Genomic DNA, 21,357 nt, shown 5'->3' with positions numbered 1-21,357 from the left:
ACTCATGATCATTCAGTCATATAAACTGCTCACGACTGAGCGCATTGTTATTATTGTTTTTTTATACACAGCGTAGCCGTATCTTCATAACAGGCATTTACAGCCGATCATATAGCAAATATAGATGAGAAACGCACCGATGACTGCGTGGCCACCTTTGAACCAGTTTGTCAGGATGAAAATACTGCTGATGAAGATCACTGCGCCGAAGGCACCGAATATTCCGTTTTTTTGAGCGGCTCTGAAATCGTCGGGGCTCATATTTTTCAGCTGCAAGTGAATATTCAGTAACGTCATGATCGGCAGCAATGTAATAACGCCTGATAAGAATAAGTATTTCGATTTGCTTAAATACGCGGCGGCCACCATAACGGTGCCGCCGATAAAAAATTGAATGAGAAAACCCATGCTGAAACGCTCACCTTCTGTTTGTTATCAAGTATAATGATGGAGACATTGCCATTTTATTTTTGATTGATGTATAAGTAAACTAAATATAACTAATGCATTGGATAATAAAGAATGATATCTGGGAGATGAAGCCGGTTGGATTTAAAGAAGCATTTAGCCTTTATTAAAACGGTTGAAAGCGGCAGCCTGACCCAAGCCGCTGCCATATTGAATTACACACAGCCGAACATCAGCCAAATGATCAGTAAATTAGAGGAAGAGTACGGTTTTCCGCTTTTGATCAGACAGCGGCATGGAGTGAGGCCCACCGCAAATGGCTTGAAAGTGTTACATATTATGAAGGAAATTCAAAAAAACTATGAAAAACTGTCTGAAACCGTTGATAATATTAATGGGTTAGAAAGAGGGGAAGTCCGGCTCGGCACTGTTACGAGCGTGGCGGTAAAATGGCTGCCGAAAATTTTGAGGGAATTTAATGAGCTGTATCCTTCCATTAAGGTGCATTTGTTTGAAGGAAATTCTACTGAACTGGAAGAATGGCTGAAAGATGACCGGATTGATGCGGCGATCGGCACATCCCACAGCGAGAGGTGGCATTTTTACCCGTTGGCCGAGGATCAGATTGTAGCGGTGATGAGCCCGCAGCATGAATTGGCGCAATGTGAAACGGTTCCGTTACATGTCATGGAGTCCGTCAAATGTATCGTGCCTTATCCGGAGACACATTTTGATGTGCTGAAAGTGCTGAAGGAAGAAAAGATTACGCCGCGGGTCGCTTATCAAATCAGAGGGGATGAAGCGATTATTGCAATGGTGCGGAACAATCTGGGGATCAGCATCTTGCCGCAGCTTTTGGTGAATGATTGTGATGTGCTCATCAAACGGTTCGACCGGTATGTCTCCAGGCAGCTCGGCATTTTGACAGCTCATGCAAAGGAGACGCAGACACCTTCTGTCCAGAAACTGATTCAATGCATACAAGAATGGGTTGCGGTCCGTCAGGCTTCTGTCTGAAGAAGCCTGATATGCGTTTAAGCCGGTTCAGCATAATAGACCAGCATAAAATATGTCACCGGTTCATCCGAGGAATTAAAATAACTGTGCGGCATCGCCCGAAGTCAGCACATGCTTTTCGTCATGAAGCTCAACCGTCAATTCACCGCTCTTGATTAAAATGTATCTTCCCCTAAATGTGATTTTGCCTCATGGGCGCAGCCCGGCTTTAGGTCAACTATGTCAAAAAGTCTGACCGTGACGGTGGTGAGCGGGGTTATTTTGATGTCGGGCTTTCGTCTGTTTATATAAAAAAAGCATCAACGGCACATGCTGTTGATGCTTTTTTTGATATGCTAGGGTTTGGAGAGCACTTCAATTCCGACGTTGACCATTTTGTCCAGTCCCATAAAAGACAGGCAGATTTTGGCGCGTCTTTTTCTTTTATCGATCTTTTTAATAATGCCTTCCATTCCTTTAAGAGGCCCTGAGGCAACGGTTACTTTTGAATTTTCAATATAGACTTTTGAATAATCTACAGTGTCTCCTTCTCCGATCAGCCTGATAATAGGGAGGATTTCTTCATCCTTAATTGTCGTGAAATAGGTTTTACGCTCTTTGGAATAATATGCGCCGTTATTCACGATTCTGCATGAAATGGGGAGTTCTTTGATTTTATGAAATGTCCGCTCTGTCATCTTCGTTTTAAACAGAACATATCCCGGAAACATCTTTTTGAGTGCCTCGTATTTGATTCCGGCTTTTCGTTCTGTGACTTTTTTCTTGGGTATGATTGAGTAGAGAGCCTGCTCATCAAACTGCAGACGCAGAAATTTTTGAACTGTTTCTTCTTTTCCGGACTCTACAAAAAGTGCGTACCATTTCATGACTGGGTCCTCCTTAGAATAATAAGAAATTATTATACAAAGAAAGTATTTAATGGATAGTATTTAAAGTGATTAAAAATTTTTCTAATTCGTCTTTTTTTTACATAATATATGAAAATGAAAAATAAGTATAGACCCAATTGACAGAGAAGCGATGAATTTTCTTTGACATGAATAGGGTTCAGGGAATTATCTGACATTTATCCCGAAACAATTATGCCGACTGTCCACCGAACATAAAACTGTGAAATAAATGTCAGAAAATAATGAAATAATTCCTTGACATTATTATCTATAAATTGATATTATTCTCTTTAAATAGCAACTATTTGTTAAATTTATTAAATTGATGTAAAGCACCTATTAAATTTCAATCGCTGTTTCGGCACGTTGAAGAGGAAATAGGGATTATAAAAATGATTGTAGTGTATATATCTACATATACATGATAAGGGAGAAGTGTGCCGTCATGGCTGTTTTCGGGCATATTGGCACTGCAGCTTGTCATGCGAAACATTCAGTAAACAAGCAAGATGTCTTTATATAAATTATGTTAGAAAAGGAAAACACAATGCGTTTGCGATTTTTAAACCTGTGCTGAATCGCAAACGCGTTTGTGTTTTTATTTTTATGCCGGTGTTTACACCAGTCAATATATGAAATAAGAGACGTTTTTGTATGGAGAACCACATGTGATGTACAAAATTGGCGATGCGGAAAGGATGAGGATAAGATGCTTACGTTTGTGTTCCCGGGGCAGGGTTCTCAATTTAAAGGAATGGGAGCCGGACTGTTTGATGAATTTCAAGATCTGACACGTCAGGCTGATGACATATTAGGCTACTCTATAGAAGAATTGTGTCTGGAGGATCCGAATCACCAGCTGGGGAAAACGCAATTTACCCAGCCGGCGTTATATACGGTGAGTGCACTCAGTTATTTAAAGAAAATGAAAGAGTCCGGCAGAGAGCCTGATTACGCCGCAGGGCACAGTTTAGGAGAATATAATGCGTTATTTGCGGCCGGCTGCTTTGATTTTGAGACCGGTTTGCAGCTTGTGAAAAAAAGAGGGGAGCTCATGAGCAAGGCAGCTCCCGGAGGCATGGCGGCGGTTTTGGGGTTTACCGCTGAACAAGTAAAAGAGGTTCTATCCGATTATCATCTGACCGGCATTGATATCGCTAACCACAATTCACCTTCGCAAATTGTGATCGCCGGAACGAAACAAGACATTGAAAAAGCGGGCCCCGTCTTTGAAAAAGCCGGCGTGAGAATGTACCTTCCTTTAAATGTGAGCGGCGCCTTCCATTCCCGCTATATGAAAGATGCTGAAAAAGAGTTCGCGGATTATTTAGAAGAAACGGTGTTTTTGCCTCTTCGTTTTCCGGTGATCTCAAATCTTCATGCCGCACCTTATAAGAATGATGAAATCAAAACAAATCTGACTTTGCAAATGACCAATCAGGTAAAGTGGACGGACACGATACGCCGTCTGATGGGACTTGAAAATAATGAAATTGCAGAAGTCGGGCCCGGAGAAGTGCTGACAAAACTGACGCGTCAGATTAAAAAAGATGCCGTCCCATTACCTATGCCGAAAGAAGAGTCTGATACTGCTGATGTTAAAGCATCGGCAGCTGATCCGCAAAAAACGGCGGGAATGAGATTAGGGAACGAAGATTTTAAAAAAGATTATAACATCCAATATGCTTACATGACGGGCTCCATGTACAGGGGAATTGCTTCGGAACAGATGGTCATTAAAGCGGCAAAAGCGGGAATGCTGGGCTTTTTCGGAACGGGCGGATTGAGTATCGAACGGATCGGACAGGCCATCGGCACCATCCGGTCTGCACTGCGGCAAGGGGAAACATTCGGAATGAATCTTCTTCATCATATGATGTCACCTGACAAGGAAGTCAGAATGATAGATTTATATTTGAAAAACGGCATTCATCTTATTGAAGCATCGGCATTTATGGGCATAACCCCCGCTCTTGTTATATACAGGGCAAAGGGATTAACCAGGAATCATGACGGGTCGGTGTCAGTTCAAAACAAAATCATCGCGAAAGTATCCCGGCCTGAAGTCGCTGAGGCCTTTCTGAATCCGGCTCCGGCTCATGTGCTGGAAAGACTTGTGTCTGACAATCGGCTGACAGCCGGGGAAGCGGCGCTTGCAAAAGAAATTCCGATGGCTGATGACATTTGCGTTGAAGCGGATTCAGGAGGGCATACCGACCAAGGGATTCCGTATACATTAATGCCTGCTATGATCAGACTCAGAGACCGCATGATGGAGAAGCACGGTTATGCGAAAAAAGTAAGAATCGGCGCAGCGGGCGGCATCGGCACTCCGGAAGCGGCTGCTGCCGCGTTTCTGCTCGGCGCCGAATTTATCGGAACCGGTTCTATTAATCAATGCACGGTCGAAGCCGGGACAAGTGATTCAGTGAAAGATCTGCTTCAGGAAGCGAACGTGCAGGATACGTCATACGCTCCTGCGGGAGATATGTTTGAAGCGGGAGCAAGGGTGCAGGTGCTGAAAAAAGGCCTGTTTTTCCCGGCAAGAGCCAATAAACTCTTTGACTTGTACAGACAATACAATTCTTTAGATGAAATAGATGAAAAAACGAAAACATTAATTGAAGAAAAGTATTTCCAGCGCAGTTTTGAAGAAGTGTATGAGCAGTTGAAACGTGATAAATCTCCTGAGCAGATCGCCAAAGCCGAACAGAATCCGAAACACAAAATGGCGATGGTATTTAAATGGTATTTTTCTCATACGACAAGGCTCGCTCTGGAAGGAAAAAGCGAAAGTAAAATAGATTACCAAATTCATTGCGGTCCTGCGCTCGGCGCGTTTAATCAATGGGTGAAAGGAACCCCGCTTGAAAATTGGAGAAACAGGCATGTCGATCTGATCGGCAAACAGCTCATGGAAGAAACAGCCGGCCTTCTTGCGCAAAGGCTGGTATCGATTACAGGCTGAGTATGACCAGCCATTACATTTTTTCTGCGGAGGACAGACCATGCTGATTGAAAATCATGAATTAACGATGAGCCATGTCGGGTTAGGGAATTTGAATGAGTACGCGCTGCTGCTGTTATTCGGCAACGCACACAGTCACCATTTAACGGACGGAACGGGATTCCGGCCTGATCAGATGGCCGATCACCAAGGGCTGATTTTGTATCCGGCTTATTTTATGACACATCTCAAAGTTCCTTCAGATCAGCCTCTTGATCAGTACCGATTATGGGACGAGGTTTCCGTCGGAGTCGATATCTCCCGGTTTGGAGAAACCATATTAGAATCTGATTATTTGTTCGGGCCGAAAGGAGCGGTCAGCTCTGATAAAAGCGAGTGGGACCGGGGACGGTTTCCTTCTATGAAAGCCAATAGTTTAATTGTCGTCGACGTCACACAAACAGAAGGTTCGACGCGCAAAGTCTCAGCGCCTAAGGCTGAATGCATTGCGGAACTTTCTAAGCTAGCCAAGCCGCCTTACGCCCTGATGCGGTCAAAGAAAATCAGAACGGACGCCTTCGGTATGAAGCCGGGCAATCTCAAAACAGCAGACCCCGTTTCATATCGGGTTCCTGTTGATCAGGATGCTGCGCCCGGACATGCCATGGTGTTTGCGAAATTCAGCAAGATAATGGATGCGGCGGAATTTGAATGGATGACGCGCCGGTCGAAGCCGGGTTTTCCGGTTTCAATCGCGCGGCATTTATTTTTGCTTGAAAGAGAGACGTATTATTACGGAAATTGTTTTGCAGATGAAGAGCTTGATATTTATATGACGGGACACATTGAAGAGTGCGATCCCGACTTTCACGGTGAGTCCCTCGGTATGATCTCAGTGGCGAAAATCAGCTATCAGATTGAAGTCTATATGAAAAGAAATCATACATTGCTGGCCATTTCCAAGGTGGATAAGCTGCTGGCGGTGCCGACCTCTTCACAAGATCATATTCCGGATTATAAACGGGTCATCAGAAGTTTATAAAATGAAGAATGGAGCTGAAAGCAAATGGAACAAACCAAGGAAATGAAGCAGATCATCGCTCAAATCATTCAGGATATTCAAGAACAGCAGTCATATCGGGCCGTCGAAGCGGGGGATGATGTGAGAGTCATAGAGGATCTGGGCTTCTCATCACTGGATATCGCTCAATTAGTCGCACAGATGGAGATGGAAACCGGAGTAGATCCTTTTTCCCAAGGAGAAACGATTTCCAGCATTACAACCGTCGGCAGCATTTGTAATATTTATCAAAAATATATGGACAGTGCTCAATCATGAAAACAGAAAGCAGGGGAGATATCAGCTGGGTGACTGATAAGCTTAGGGAAACGCAAGACAGTGAGTTTCTCATTTTTAAAGGGCAGACTTTTACGTATGATGATTTGCTGACACGAATCAGCTTTTTTCAGAAAGAACTTAAACAAAACGGAATACGTGAAGGAGAATGTGTGGCGCTTATCGGGGATTATTCCCCGAACGCCATTTTTTTGCTGATGGCGCTTTTGTTAAACCGAAATATCGTTGTCCCTCTCAGCAATGAATCAAGGGAAAAGCATCTCGATATGTTTGAAGACGCGAAAGTGAATCAAATCATTGAAATAAATGAAAATGACAGCTGGACGCTTCGTGAAGGTTCTGAAAGCGCCTCTCACCCTCTGCTTGATGACCTGCGCGAGAGAGAGGAGTCAGGCATTATTATTTTCACATCGGGAACTTCCGGCAAAAGCAAAGCATCCGTGTTAAGCGCCGGCCGGCTGCTTGAAAAATATAAAACGGCGAAGAGAAAACCGCTGCGTACGCTCATTTTTCTGAAATTGGATCATATCGGCGGCATTAATACGCTGTTTGCGATTCTGTTTAACGGGGGAACCATCGTCACATCAGACAGCAGAACGCCGGAGTCCGTTTATCAGGCGGTCGACAAGCATGCTGTCCAAGTGCTCCCCGCCACCCCGACCTTTTTAAACATGCTGCTGATGTCCAAGGCGGATGCCGGCTATAACCTCTCTTCACTCCGGCTGATCACTTACGGCACAGAACCGATGCCCCAATCAACGCTGCGCGGCATTCACCGGCTGTTTCCGGATGTACGGCTGAAACAAACATACGGATTAACTGAACTGGGTATATTCTCAACGAAATCAAAAGACAGCCAATCCACTTGGATGAAAGTAGGAGGTGCCGGAACAGAGACCAAAATTACCGGAGGCACGCTTTGGGTCCGTTCTGAGTCCGCGATGCTCGGCTATTTAAACGCACCGTCACCTTTCGATGAAGACGGCTGGTATGACACCGGTGACCAGGTGGAAACAGACGGCGAATATATAAGAATCCTTGGAAGAAAGAGTGAAATCATTAATGTGGGCGGAGAGAAAGTGTTTCCGGCAGAGGTGGAAAGCGTCTTTCTGGAGATACCGAATGTCCGGGATGTTCTCATAACAGGCAGAAAAAATCCGATTACAGGCGAGATTGTCGCGGCAGAGGCCGTGCTCGAAAAAGAAGAAGATATCAAATCTTTCAGAAAGCGGGCCGTAGCTCATTGCAAACAGAAGCTGCAGCCATATCAGATACCGCAGATCATCTCTGTTACAGATCGGAAACTGTCTAATGATCGATTTAAAAAAATAAGAAACGTGTAAAACAGGAGGCAAATATGAATAACGGAAAAGTAGCGGTCGTCAGCGGAGGAAGCCGGGGGCTGGGAAAAGCGATTGTACAGACGCTTTTGGATGAGGATTACATAGTAGCCGCTTTCAGCCGCAGTGAATCTGATTTTATTAACACATTGAGAGAGAGTGAAAAGTACCGCGGCCGCTTTTATTGGGAAGCGGCGGATGCGGCGGATGATGCCGCCATGAAACAGTTTGTTCTTCAAGTATACCGCAAGTTTTCCAGAATAGACGGCTTGGTCAATAACGCCGGTTTGAACCTTGATCAGCTGCTGCCCCTGACCAATGATGAAGACATTGACCGCATCCTCAATCTGAATATCGGCTCAGTCATCAAGCTGACCCGGAACGTTTCCCGTGTCATGCTGAAACAAAATTCCGGCTCAATCGTTAACATAAGCTCCATTATCGGCTCAAGAGGATTTAAAGGCACTTCAGTCTACAGTGCATCCAAAGCGGCTCTTGACGGCTTGACGCGAAGCCTGGCCAGGGAGCTCGGGTCTAAAGGAATCCGTGTCAATTCTCTTGCGCCCGGTTTTGTGGACACCGATATGACGAAAAATATGCCGGAAAAACAAAAATCACAGATTATCAGAAGGACGCCGATGGGCCGTTTAGGCGAAACAGACGATATGACCGGACTCGTTCGTTTCCTGCTTTCTCCTGAATCGTCCTTTATGACCGGACAGACAATGGCAATAGACGGCGGATTAACTTGTTAAAGCACAGAAAAATTCTTTTGTACAAGGGATGGTATCCTCATGAAATGTATTAACGAATTTTTAAGAACGGTAATAGCGCAAAAGCTGGGTGCCGAGGTGACCGAAGCGGAAGATAAAACCGCTTTTTTTACTTTGGGCGTGACGTCTCTCATCAGTGAAGAAATCATGACCATATTGCATAAAGAATTTACCGGCCTTTCTGAAACGCTGCTTTTTGAATATCCGAACATTGAGAAATTGAGTGAGTTTTTAAGTGCGCAGAAACGAAATCCCGAAAGCGTTCTTGAATTCACAGAAACGGAGCCTGATACGGGAAGCCGGCAGGAAGAAGAATTGCTTCCCGTACAGGCGGCTGAAAAGGTGCCTGAACCGGGAACGGGCGGGAGCTCTGATATTGCGGTTATCGGAATGAGCGGGATGTTTCCGAAAGCGGAAAACCAGCATGATTTTTGGGACAATTTAATGGAAAATAAAGATTGTGTCTCCGAAATCCCAGAGGACAGATGGGACAGCTCTTATTACTCGGAAGAGAAAACGGCAGAATACGCGTCATACAGTAAATGGGGAGGTTTTATTGATCATCCGGATCAATTTGACCCGCTGTTTTTTTCTGTTTCCCCGTGGGAAGCTGATTTAATGGACCCCCAGCAAAAATTGTATGTCACGTGCTGCTGGGAAGCGATGGAGGATGCCGGTTACGGGAATCCGACGGCGAGGCCGACGGATCAAATCGGTGTATTCGCCGGAGTGACCTGGAATGAATATTCATTAATTGCACACGAAGAAGGTTTCCTCAAAGATCAGTACAAAGGCCCCGGCTCCTTATATTGGGGCATTCCGAACCGGGTTTCTTATTTCCTTGATCTCCATGGCCCGAGCATCGCTGTTGATACGGCGTGTTCTTCATCGCTTGTCGCCGTCCATCAGGCTTGTCAGGCCATTATGTCGGGCGACTGTGAAATGGCGCTGGCCGGAGGCGTCAACCTCAGCTTACATCCGCAAAAATACATGTTTTTAAGCCAATCGCATTTTCTGTCTTCTGAAGGAAAATGCCGCAGTTTCGGTGAAGGCGGAGACGGTTACGTGCCCGGCGAAGGCGCGGGAGCCGTTTTGTTAAAACCATTGAAAAAAGCGATTGCGGACAAAGACCACATCTACGGTGTCATTAAGGGGTCCGCCACTAATCACGGCGGCAAAACGACCGGGTATACGGTGCCTAATCCGGAAGCGCACCGGGACCTGATTTTATCCGCTCTAAACAGAGCCGCGGTAAGTCCGGCGGATATCAGCTACATTGAAGCTCACGGAACCGGCACGGCACTCGGCGATCCGATTGAGATACGCGGCCTGTCTATGGCATTTGATAAACAGACCGATGAGAAAAACTACTGCGGAATCGGCTCGGTGAAATCCAATATCGGTCATTTGGAAGCGGCTGCAGGGATCGCCGGTTTAATCAAGGTGCTTTTAAGCATGAAATATGAAACGCTTCCCGCCAGTCTGCACTCCGAGGAACTGAACCGCAAGATTTCTTTTTCTGATTCGCCATTTTATGTCGTCCGAAACAACCGGCCGTGGCCGGCTGAAGGAGATAAACCGAGAATCGCCGCAATCAGTTCATTCGGCGCAGGAGGCTCTAATGCCCATCTGATCGTAGGTGCTTATCACCCAAAACGGCAAGCGGACAAGAATACTGAGCAAAAACCGCATGCCGTCGTATTAAGCGCACATTCCGAACAGCAGCTGAAAGAATATGCCGGGAAATTGAGCTCCTTTCTTGCCCGATTGGAAAACCTGCCTTCTGCCGGCGGATACAGTCTGGAAAATATCGCTGCCACCTTATTGTCAGGCAGAGAGCCTTTCTCCTTCCGGCTTGCTGTCATTGCATCATCCCTTTCTGAGCTGAAACAGCGATTGGACGGATTTGTAAGCGGTCACAGCGACGGCAGGTATATGTACTTCGGAAAAGCGTCACACGGGCGGCCGGATGTTTCAGGCCAATCCATTTCAGATCCTGAGAAATTTGCCGCGCTGTGGGTGAAAGGCCTTCAAGGTTGCAAAAAGCCGGAAACGCCGTATCAGAAAGTTCCGCTTCCTACGTATCCGTTTTTAAAGGAAACGTCCTGGCTGACCGATCAAAAAAAGCGGTATACAAAAAAGCCCCAAAATATCAAAAAGCGTGAAGCGCTGCATCCTCTGCTTGATGAGAATATTTCATCCGCCCGGAAAGGGACGTTTCAAAAGATATTTTCCAAGGATGAATATTTCTTTAAAGATCATTTAGTGAACGAAAAATATGTGCTTCCCGGAGTCTGTCATCTGGAAATGGCGGCATACGGCGCGGGATTGTGGGGAGAACGCCCGGTCGTCTCTCTTCAAAGTGTGTGGTACATGGAGCCGATTGTGACAGGGACAGACCCAAGATCCGTCATGATAGAGTTTGAAGCAGAAAAAGAGCGTATAAGCTATGTCATTAAAGAAAAAGGAGCGGACGGCGCCCTCTTTTCGCAAGGAGAAGTGATTTGTAAAGAAAAAGGGGCGTCTTTTGAGGCCTCGGCCTTTCAGCTCCCGGCGCCATTTGCGCAGAGAACGGAGCCGGAAGACATCTATCACTCGTTCTCTGAGGCGGGAATCGTGCAAAAGGACAGTTTTCAGGTCATCCGCGAATTCTCTTATACAGAAAGGAAAGCACTGGCCAAATTAACGCTCCCGTCACACTTGGAAGCCGATTTTAAACAGTACATCCTACATCCGTCCTTAATGGATGGCGCTGTTCAAACTGCAATGGCGCATGTGCTGCAATTTCAAAAAGAGCCTGCGCTTATCGTACCGTTTTCCTTCGGAGAAATACAGCTGCTTGAACCGTTAGCGAAAACCGTATTTGTGCATGCGGAGGTAAAAGCGGCCTCCGTTCACCAATTTGATCTGCATATTTGTGATGAGCGCGGCGTGCTGTTGGCGGCAGTGAAAGATTTTATCATAAAAGAGGTGCAGGAAAGCGCCGGGTTTAACCAAAAAGCCGGCGTCACGCCGAAGAAAAGCCGTGAAACGGAATTGCTTATGACACCGGTTTGGAACACCGTCACCATTCCGGAAACCGGCATGTCTTTCATGCGTGAAGAAAAAATAATCGTCATCGGGGCCGGGCCGGATTTTCAGCAGGCTTTGAAAGAGATGTATTCCGATGTCCGTTTTCCGGACATCACTTCTTTGGACAGCGCGGAACAAATGGCTGAAACATTGAAAGCGCAAGGTTCTTTTCAACACATGATATGGGCGGCGCCGGATCATCCCATTCCATCCGTTTATGATGCGGATACGGCCGAGGGACAGGAGCACGGGGTCATGCAGCTTTTCCGGCTGGTAAAAGCGCTTCTGCTTCTGAATTTTGACACGGAACAACTATCATTGACAATCTGCACGTTTCAAGCACAGCCGATTCATGAACATGATGAGGTCAATCCGAGTCATGCAAGCATACACGGATTAGCGGGGGCGCTCGCAAAAGAATACACCAATTGGAGCATCCGGCTTCTTGATTTGGAATCTCAAAGGGGAAACCGGCATCTTCCTGATGTCTTCTCTTTACCGTCGGACCCCGAGGGAAATCCGTGGGTCTTTCGTGCAGGTCAGTGGCATCGACAGCAATTGGCCGTCTGCCAGCCTCATGCAGATGAGCCTTCATTATACCGGCACGGCGGGGTTTATGTGATTATCGGCGGAGCAGGCGGAATAGGAGAAGTATGGACTGAATATATGATTCAGACCTATCAGGCGAAAATTGTCTGGATCGGGAGGCGGAAAAAAGATACACAGATTGAAAGAAAGCTGAAAAGACTTGCGGCTTTAGGCCCCGCACCGCAATATTTCAGCGCGGATGCTGCCGATTATGACTCTCTCAAACGGGCGTATGACACCATTGTAAAGGAAAATGGAAAGGTCCGCGGAATCATCCATTCCGCCATCGTGTTATCAGACCGCAGTTTTGCCAATATGGAAGAGGATCAGTTCCGCGCGTCACTTTCTGCAAAAACTGATGTGAGCTTGCAGATTGCCCGGATAGCTGAAGGGGAACCCCTGGATTTCTTGCTGTTTTTCTCTTCGATGATGTCGTTTCAAAAAGCGCCGGGACAGAGCAATTATGCCGCCGGGTGCACGTTTAAAGACGCTTTTGCTAAGCGGATCTCACAGAAAGCGCCGTATGCCGTAAAAGTTGTCAATTGGGGCTTTTGGGGAAGTGTCGGCGTTGTCGCTTCAGAACAATACCGGAAACGGATGGAGCGGGACGGAATCGCTTCTATTGAGGCGCCCGAAGCGATGAAAACGCTGGAAACCCTGCTTTCCGGACCTCATGACCAGCTGGCGCTGATCAAAACGACAGATCCGGTTTTTATGAAAGACGATCTGAAAGAACAAGTAACGGTTTATCCGGAAAAGATTCCTTCCGCACTCGGACAATTAACGGTTAACATCACGCAGAATGACGAAGCTGAGCGGTTAAAAGCATCAAGTGTCATGAGCTGCATGAGAGAGATGGAGTCCCTTATTGAAAAAATGCTTGTATCAACCCTTTATGAGATGGGAGCCGGGCTTGGTCAGGCTTTGCCGTTATTTCAATCGGCTGCCGGCATAACGGAACAATACAGCAGATGGCTGAAAGAGAGCTTTGTCCTCCTGAATAAATTAGCGCTTACTCCGGAAAAAACGGATCTAGGGCAGGTGTGGGAGGAATGGGAGCGGAAAAAAGAGACTTGGCTGCGCCAGAAAGACATGAGGGCGCATGTCAGATTGGCAGAAGAGACATTGCGTGTGCTTCCAGACATTTTAACCGGTAAGCTTCCGGCAACGGAAGTGATGTTCCCTGACTCCTCTTTCCGTCTTGTGGAAGGCATTTACCGCAATAATATCATTTCTGATTTTTTCAATGACAAGCTTGCTGACACATTGATTGCAGTTTTGAAGGAACGTCTGGAAAAAGACCCGCAGGCGAAAATCCGCATTTTAGAAATCGGAGCCGGAACGGGCGGGACGAGCGCTGCGGTCATGAGAAAATTGAAACCGTATGAAGCGCATATTGCCGAATATTGTTTCACGGATATTTCTAAAGCATTTCTTTTACATGCAGAAGACATATTCGGTCCGGAATATCCTTATGTCACTTATAAAATATTCAACGCTGAGCAGCCGGTATCAACAGAAGCGCCGGACATCGGCACGTATGACGCAGTGATCGCGACCAATGTGCTTCATGCGACAAAAAATATCCGCTCTACGCTGCGCCATGCGAAAGCAATGCTGCAAAAAAACGGCCAGCTGTTTATAAATGAGATCAACAGCCGTACCATATTCAACCATGTGACGTTCGGCCTTCTTGAAGGCTGGTGGCTGTATGAGGATCATGATTTACGGATTCCGGGCTGTCCGGGGGTTAATCCGGCCGGCTGGGCGGAAGCGCTTTCGCTTGAAGGATTCGTCCATCCTCTGTTTCCGGCTGAAGCCGCACACGACTTAGGCCAGCAGATTATAGCGGCTGAAAGTGACGGAACGGTCAGGCTTGCCCTCACGCAGGCGTCAGAAGAGAAGCCGGAGCGCCGTCCGTATGACGCAGAAGGTCTTTCGGATGATACTTTGCATGTCAGCCTGAGAGAAAAAAGCGTTGAACTGATGAAGAAGGTAATCGGTGAAGCGCTTAAAGTGCCGGCGCATCGTCTTTTATCCCATGAACCTTTAACCGCATACGGATTGGATTCCATACTGGTCGTCAGACTGACCAATGCGTTAAAAGACGTCTTCGGTTCTGTCAGCAGCACTTTATTTTTTGAATATCAAACCATTGATGAGCTTGCTGATTACTTTCTGTCTTCCCGTAAAGAAGCGCTCGAGCGGCAATTCGGGAATGGACGGGCTCATCCCGAAAACGCCGGACGGGTGCAGGCTCCCGCAGAAAGCGCCGCGCCGATTCCAAACGTAAGAGAACGGGGCATCGCATATCTGACGGAATTAATAGGAAAAACGTTGAAGATTCCGAGCGGGAGAATGGATCCGTCGGTTTCCTTAACCGCATACGGTTTGGATTCTATTCTGGTCGTCAGGCTCACGAATGCTTTTCGTAACGTGTTTGACCAAATGACCAGCACCCTCTTTTTTGAATATCAGACGATAGAAGAAATCGCGGATTACCTGCTTCTTTCTCAGCGGGGAGCATTTATGAAAGCGATGGGTGTGCGTGAAGAGCAGCTGTCTGATCACACAGATAACCTGAATGTAAAACAAAACAAAATTCCTCAAAACGAGGAAGGCAGCAGGACGAACGGAGATCCCTATATCCAGGATATCGCTGTCATCGGTCTGTCAGGCCGGTATCCGGGCGCCGATCACGTTGATGAGCTGTGGGAAAATGTAAAAGCCGGCAGGCATTCTATTACTGAAGTGCCGAAAGATCGCTGGGACTGGAAAACGTTTTATAACGAGGAACGCGGAAAATGGGGGTCCATTTATTCAAAATGGGGCGGTTTTCTCGATGACATTGATAAATTTGATCCGCTGTTTTTCCGTATATCTCCCGCGGAAGCTGAAAGGATGGATCCGCAGGAAAGGTTGTTTCTGCAGACTGCTTATTCAAGCATTGAAGATGCGGGGTACACCCCGGCCACCCTTTGTGACAGCCGGAAAATCGGAGTCTTTGTCGGTGTGATGAACAGCAATTACCCGACAGTTCCCAGCGACTGGTCTATCGCAAACAGAGTATCGTTTTTGTTCAATTTCCAAGGGCCGAGTATGGCTGTGGATACAGCATGCTCTTCTTCTTTAACAGCTGTCCATCTCGCTGCAGAAAGCCTGCGGAGCGGAATGAGTGAAACAGCGATTGCCGGCGGAGTCAATCTTATCGTTGATCCGGCCCACTATGAGCGGCTGTCCGCTTTTTCAATGCTGTCTCCCGGTGATAAATGCAAATCTTTCGGAGACAGTGCGGACGGTTTTGTTGACGGTGAAGGAGTAGGGGCGATTGTGTTAAAGCCGCTTGCTCAAGCGGAGAAAGACGGCGATCATATTTACGGCGTTATCAAAGGAAGCATGCTGAACGCAGCAGGCAGGACAAACGCTTATATGGTGCCGAATCCGAAAGCGCAGTTTGATCTGATCGCAGAGACGTTGAAACGGACAGACATTCACCCGAGAACGGTCAGTTACTTGGAAGCCCACGGAACGGGCACTGCGCTCGGTGATCCGATTGAAATCGACGGGTTAACGAAAGCTTTTCGCCTGACAACAGAAGACCGGCAGTTTTGTTCCATCGGTTCAATTAAATCAAATATCGGACATTTAGAAAGCGCTGCCGGGATTGCGGGGATCACCAAACTGCTTCTGCAATTGAAACATAAGAGGATTGCCCCTTCATTGCATGCGGCGGAATTGAATCCGAATATTGAGTTTGAGCACACTCCGTTTTTCGTACAGCAAAAAGAAACGGAATGGAAACGACCTGTCTTGAATATCACGGGTAAAATGAAGGAATATCCGAGAATTGCCGGCATTTCCTCGTTTGGAGCAGGAGGTTCAAACGCGCATGTCATCATTCAGGAATATGTGCCGTCTGACAGCCTGAAACCAATGGAAAACGCGTCTGTTTCTCCGCAAAAACCGGCTGTTATTATTTTATCAGCTCGAAATGAGCAGCAATTGACAGAGCGCGCCCGCCAGCTTCTGGATGATGTCATAAGAAAAAAACGTTCTGACGGGGATTTAGCCAAGATCGCTTACACGCTTCAGACGGGAAGAGAACCGATGGCTGAGCGGCTTGCATTTACGGCCGAGTCGATAGAAGAACTGAAAATGAAGCTTATGAGTTTCTCAAACGATCATAATATCGAACATGCTCATATCTGGCGGGGCAGGACAGCCAAACATCATTCATTGGCGGCTTCACTCACTTCTGATGAAGATATGGCGCTTACCATAAATGCCTGGCTGAGAAAAGGGAAATACGGAAAGCTGCTTGACCTTTGGGTTAAAGGACTTGACGTCGATTGGTCAGCTCTTTATCAGCGCAACCCGGGCCGCATCAGTCTCCCGGCCTACCCTTTTGCCAAAGACCGATATTGGGTCACAAAAGCTGATGTGTCACTTGACAAAACAGGCTCAGCGAAAAGTGAGAAAGCAGCCAGACTTCACCCGCTGCTCCACACGAATACATCGACCTTTACCGCCCAGCGTTTTACTTCTGTTTTTTCAGGACACGAACCGTTTTTTGCCGATCACATCGTCAATGGAAAACCGGTGCTTCCGGGCGCGGCTGCTTTAGAAATGGCCCGGTCCGCCGTTACATTTGCCGCTGAAGACTTGCCCGGCGGGAAAACGGGTGTCAGGCTCAAACAGATCGTTTGGCTCCGTCCGGTGACGGCGCTTTCTGAAGGAGTGACGCTTCATGTAAAGCTTCAGCCGGAAGAAAACGGAGACATCGCTTTTGAAGCGTATGCCGAAGGAGAAGAGCCGCTTGTCTTTTTCCAGGGAAAGGCCGTGCTCGAAGAGACGGAACGTGCTCCTGTTCTCGATGTGGAAGCGGTTCAGGCGCGCTGCGGCGGCCGTCACTTGTCAAAGGCTGAGTGCTATGAAGCGTTCGACAGCCTCGGCATCACCTACGGACCGTCTCATCAGGCGCTTGACGCCGTCTATGCCGGAAACGGAGAAGTGCTCGCGAAGCTCACTCTTCCGCCGTCCGCCCGCGAGGAAAAGGAGCCGTTCATCCTGCATCCGAGCATGCTGGACGCCGCCCTTCAGGCTTCTATCGGTCTTGTGCTCTCAGACGGTTCCGCGTCCGGACGGCCGTTTCTGCCGTTTGCTCTCCAGGATATGCAGGTGTTTTCTGCGTGCCGGGAGACGATGTGGGCGGTGCTTTCCTCAGCGGACGGCGCCTATCATATTGAGCTGTGTGATGAAAACGGCGCGGTATGTGTCCGATTGACGGGGCTCACCGCCTGTTTTCTGGAAGAGGAAACGGAGGAAAAACCGCTCTTGCTTCAGCCAAAGTGGCGGGAATCACCGCCGGGTGAAGGCGGCGGACAAGAAGCGTCTTTCAGATACGTGACGCTGTATGGCGGAATGAATGCTGAGGACATAAGCGGCGCCGTATGTGCGGCTGACGGCGAAGGTCCGATTGAAGACCGTTATGACGCCTGCGCGGCGGAGCTGTCAGCGATTGTCACGCGTCTTATCAAAGAAAAACAGAAGAAAAAAACGCTGATCCAGCTTCTTGTCCCCGACAGGGGGGAAGACAATGTATTGGCGGGGCTGGCCGCTTTTCTGAAAACGGCTCACCTTGAACATCCGAAGCTGTACGGCCAAGTCATCCAAGCCGATCCGGACGAGTCAGCCTCGGCGCTTCTTGCCAAGCTGAAAGAAAACCGGGCGCATCCTGAACAAGCGGAAATCCGTTATGAAGACGGCAAACGTCTCGTCAGAAACTGGCGTCATCTGCCGGCGCCTCAAAGCGGCGCCATTCCGTGGAAAGACGAAGGGGTCTACCTCCTCACAGGGGGAGCGGGCGGCATCGGACTGATTTTCGCTGAAGAAATAGCCTCCCGCGTCAAAAACGCCGTCCTCGTATTAACAGGGAGGGCAGAAGTGCTTGATGAAGAGCGCTCCGCCCGCTTACGGCGCTTGGCAGCGTCGGGTGCCCGCGTATTGTATCAACCGGTAGACGTGACAGACAGGGCGGCGGTCATCGCCCTCGTCCGCGGCATACAGGAGGAGCACGGAACACTCGACGGGATCATTCACGGCGCCGGCGTGATCGCTGACAATTACATTCTGAACCAGACAGAAAACGAACGGAAGACCGTCATGGCGCCGAAGGTGAAAGGGCTTATCAATCTTGATGAAGCAGCGAAAGATGTGCGGCTGGACTTTTTCATTCTGTTTTCTTCCTTGGCGGGAGGCATGGGAAATCCGGGGCAGGCCGGTTATGCGGCAGCCAACGCATTTATGGACGTATATGCAGCCCGCCGGAACCGTCTCGTGCGGGACAACGAGCGGAGCGGGAAGACCCTGTCCGTCAACTGGCCGCTTTGGGAAGAGGGCGGTATGCGTGTGGACAAAGAGACCGAACGGCTGATGTACGAACAGACCGGAATGAAAGCCATGCGATCAGCCTCAGGCATCCAAGCGCTGTACGCCGCTTTTGCCTCCGGAGAACACCAGGTCATGGTGGCAGAGGGCGACGAAAAACGGATTCGAAAAAACCTGATGCCTGAAACGCCGGAACCGCCGGAACCGTCCCGTAGCATTCATGTGTCAAGGAAGACGCCCGTCCATATGCCGAATAAAGTACAAGCGGAACTCAAACATATGATATCAGGCATTCTGAAGGTGAAAGAAGACGAGATAGATGCTGAATCAGAGATGAGAGATTATGGCTTTGATTCGGTTTCATTCACGCAGTTTGCAAATGAACTAAATAAAATGTATGGGCTTGAACTGACACCGGCTGTGTTTTTTGAATACCCGACAGTCTTTCGTTTTGCCCAATACTTGCTGACGGAACATCCGGATACATTCGGCTCACAGGCAGAAACAGAAACGGAGAAACCGGTTGTGCGTAAAAAAATGAAGACGGAGCCATTCTCGATTCCGTCCCGTCTTCCTAAAACAAAAACCGCAGCTGCACCTGAGCCCGTGGCGATAATCGGAATCAGCTGTGCATTTCCAATGGCTGAAAATCCGGAAATGTTTTGGGAGAATTTAGCCGGAGAAAAGGACTGCATTTCTGAAATACCGCCGGAGCGCTGGGACTGGAGACAGTATTACGGAGAACCGCAGAAAGATAAAAATGCGAGTAATGTAAAGTGGGGCGGCTTCATTGATGAAACCGCTCAATTTGATCCTTTATTTTTCGGTATTTCTCCGCATGAAGCCGAAATGATGGATCCTCAGCAAAGACTTTTAATGATGCATGTATGGAAAGCGATTGAAGATGCCGGCTGCTCTGCCAAAAGCCTGTCAGGAACAAATACAGGCATTTTTGCAGGCACGACAAACAGCGGTTACGCTCAGGAAGCTTCAAAGTTCCATATAGAGATTGAGGGTTCTTCCGCCGCCGGTACGGTTCCGTCAATCGGTCCGAACCGCATGAGCTATTTTCTGAATATACATGGGCCGAGCGAACCGATTGAAACCGCCTGTTCAAGCTCATTGGTCGCTGTTCACCGTGCGGTCAGGGCAATTCAGGCCGGAGACTGCGGCATCGCAATTGCAGGAGGCGTCAATGCTATTGTGTCGCCGGATATGCATATCAGCTTTAATAAAGCGGGAATGCTCAGTGAAGACGGGCGATGCAAAACATTTTCCGATCAAGCGGACGGGTATGTCAGAGCTGAAGGTGCGGGCATGATTGTTTTGAAAACATTATCCGATGCGGAACGTGACGGCGACCGTATTTATGCCGTTATTCGCGGAACGGCGGAAAATCATGGCGGACGGGCGGCTTCCCTTACATCGCCGAATCCGAAAGCACAGACAGAAGTCATGATAAAAGCTTATCAGCAAGCGAACATCGACCCCCGTACAGTGAGTTATATTGAAGCCCACGGCACGGGAACGGCGCTCGGAGATCCGATAGAAATCAACGGACTCAAAGCGGCTTTTGCAGCGCTTTATCAGAAAGCCGGAGTAACGGCACCCGATCAGCCTCATTGCGGCCTCGGTTCCGTCAAAACGAATATCGGCCACACAGAGCTTGCCGCCGGCATGGCCGGGCTTTTAAAAATTATTTTGCAGATGCAGCACAAAACGCTTGTGAAAAGTCTGCATTGTGAAACCGTTAATCCGTATATCAGCCTCGATGGCAGCCCGTTTTATTTCGTCCGCGACACTCAGCCGTGGAAAGCGGCGACTGATGATAGCGGAAATGAACTGCCGCGGAGAGCGGGTGTCAGCTCGTTCGGATTTGGCGGTGTCAACGCTCATGTCGTGCTCGAAGAATATGTTTCTCCTGTTGAAGAGAAACAATGGACGGCCGGTGAACTTCAGCCGTCCTTATTCATTCTCTCGGCAAAGACGGCGGAACAGCTGAAGGAACGTGCGGAACAGCTGCGCAGATATTTGGAAAAGACACATTCAGCTGACGGAGCTCTTGCGGGTATCGCTTATACGCTTCAGCTTGGCCGGGATGAAATGGAAGAGCGCCTAGCCGTCATTGCTGAAACAAAAGAAGAGCTTACGAACGCGCTGAATGATTTCCTCAGCGGCAAGGAGACGGGGCAGAATTTCTTTACAGGCCGGAACAAAGCGATGAAACAGCTGTTTACAGAGATGACGGACAACGCAGAAATGAGCGGGACCGTAGATCAATGGATGGAAGCAGGAAAGTATACAATGCTTGCAAAATTATGGGTGCAAGGTTTACATGTCGACTGGAATAAATTATATCCGGACGAAAGGCCAAAAAAAGTCAGCCTGCCCGTCTATCCTTTTGCGAAAACACATTGCTGGATACCGCACAGTGCGCAGCATATAAGGCACCGGGAGACTTATGAGATTGATACGTCCCCGCTTGAGACTTATGAGCGCCTGCTTGATGAATTGGAGAAAAACGAAATAAGCATAGAAGCCGCTGTAAAAAGAACGATCGGTTTTTACAGGGATTAGC

At 48.0% G+C, this 21,357-nt stretch carries 9 protein-coding genes; 7 read left to right on the top strand and 2 right to left on the bottom strand.

Annotated features, from left to right (window positions below):
• Positions 1 to 84 precede the first annotated feature (84 nt).
• A complete protein-coding gene (locus NSQ37_RS18150) occupies positions 85 to 408 on the bottom strand; it encodes a GlpM family protein (protein ID WP_032866384.1) in 324 nt (107 codons plus the stop codon).
• A 138-nt stretch (positions 409 to 546) separates the two neighbouring features.
• Between NSQ37_RS18150 and NSQ37_RS18145 the strand changes: the two genes are divergently transcribed.
• Complete coding sequence (locus NSQ37_RS18145) at positions 547 to 1,425, top strand: LysR family transcriptional regulator (protein ID WP_032866381.1); 879 nt, start codon at positions 547 to 549, stop codon at positions 1,423 to 1,425.
• 335 nt (positions 1,426 to 1,760) lie between these two features.
• On the opposite strand, the gene loaP is transcribed toward NSQ37_RS18145, so the two are convergent.
• Entirely contained in the window at positions 1,761 to 2,291 is a 531-nt protein-coding gene (loaP, locus tag NSQ37_RS18140; RefSeq protein ID WP_007408401.1) for an antiterminator LoaP, read from the bottom strand.
• A 733-nt stretch (positions 2,292 to 3,024) separates the two neighbouring features.
• Between loaP and fabD the strand changes: the two genes are divergently transcribed.
• The 6 genes from fabD to NSQ37_RS18110 are packed head-to-tail and all read left to right on the top strand — an operon-like array spanning position 3,025 to position 21,356.
• Positions 3,025 to 5,283, top strand: coding sequence for an ACP S-malonyltransferase (gene fabD, locus NSQ37_RS18135; RefSeq protein ID WP_032866379.1), 2,259 nt, complete (start codon positions 3,025 to 3,027; stop codon positions 5,281 to 5,283).
• Positions 5,284 to 5,323: 40 nt separating this feature from the next.
• A complete protein-coding gene (locus NSQ37_RS18130) occupies positions 5,324 to 6,304 on the top strand; it encodes an LnmK family bifunctional acyltransferase/decarboxylase (protein ID WP_015240163.1) in 981 nt (326 codons plus the stop codon).
• 24 nt (positions 6,305 to 6,328) lie between these two features.
• Positions 6,329 to 6,601, top strand: a complete 273-nt coding sequence (locus NSQ37_RS18125; protein ID WP_032866377.1) for an acyl carrier protein — start codon at positions 6,329 to 6,331, stop codon at positions 6,599 to 6,601.
• Positions 6,598 to 7,962, top strand: coding sequence for a long-chain fatty acid--CoA ligase (locus tag NSQ37_RS18120; RefSeq protein WP_032866374.1), 1,365 nt, complete (start codon positions 6,598 to 6,600; stop codon positions 7,960 to 7,962). The genes NSQ37_RS18125 and NSQ37_RS18120 overlap by 4 nt, the downstream gene beginning before the upstream one ends.
• A gap of 14 nt (positions 7,963 to 7,976) precedes the next feature.
• A complete protein-coding gene (locus tag NSQ37_RS18115) occupies positions 7,977 to 8,714 on the top strand; it encodes an SDR family oxidoreductase (protein WP_025284970.1) in 738 nt (245 codons plus the stop codon).
• A 39-nt stretch (positions 8,715 to 8,753) separates the two neighbouring features.
• Positions 8,754 to 21,356: a type I polyketide synthase gene (locus tag NSQ37_RS18110; RefSeq protein ID WP_341124404.1), complete on the top strand. Its 12,603-nt coding sequence runs from the start codon at positions 8,754 to 8,756 to the stop codon at positions 21,354 to 21,356.
• The last annotated feature ends 1 nt before the right edge of the window (position 21,357 follow it).

The organism is Bacillus sp. FSL P4-0334, from assembly GCF_038004825.1.
Lineage (GTDB): Bacteria > Bacillota > Bacilli > Bacillales > Bacillaceae > Bacillus > Bacillus velezensis.
The sequence above is the reverse complement of the archived record's forward strand: the minus strand, read 5'-3'. Positions and strand labels throughout refer to the sequence as shown.

Bases quoted from the DNA above. Each gene is read 5' to 3' on its own strand.
- NSQ37_RS18150 (WP_032866384.1), bottom strand. From the start codon at position 408: ATGGGTTTTCTCATTCAATTTTTTATCGGCGGCACCGTTATGGTGGCC.
- loaP (WP_007408401.1), bottom strand. From the start codon at position 2,291: ATGAAATGGTACGCACTTTTTGTAGAGTCCGGAAAAGAAGAAACAGTT.
- fabD (WP_032866379.1), top strand. From the start codon at position 3,025: ATGCTTACGTTTGTGTTCCCGGGGCAGGGTTCTCAATTTAAAGGAATG.
- NSQ37_RS18130 (WP_015240163.1), top strand. From the start codon at position 5,324: ATGCTGATTGAAAATCATGAATTAACGATGAGCCATGTCGGGTTAGGG.
- NSQ37_RS18125 (WP_032866377.1), top strand. From the start codon at position 6,329: ATGGAACAAACCAAGGAAATGAAGCAGATCATCGCTCAAATCATTCAG.
- NSQ37_RS18120 (WP_032866374.1), top strand. From the start codon at position 6,598: ATGAAAACAGAAAGCAGGGGAGATATCAGCTGGGTGACTGATAAGCTT.
- NSQ37_RS18115 (WP_025284970.1), top strand. From the start codon at position 7,977: ATGAATAACGGAAAAGTAGCGGTCGTCAGCGGAGGAAGCCGGGGGCTG.
- NSQ37_RS18110 (WP_341124404.1), top strand. From the start codon at position 8,754: ATGAAATGTATTAACGAATTTTTAAGAACGGTAATAGCGCAAAAGCTG.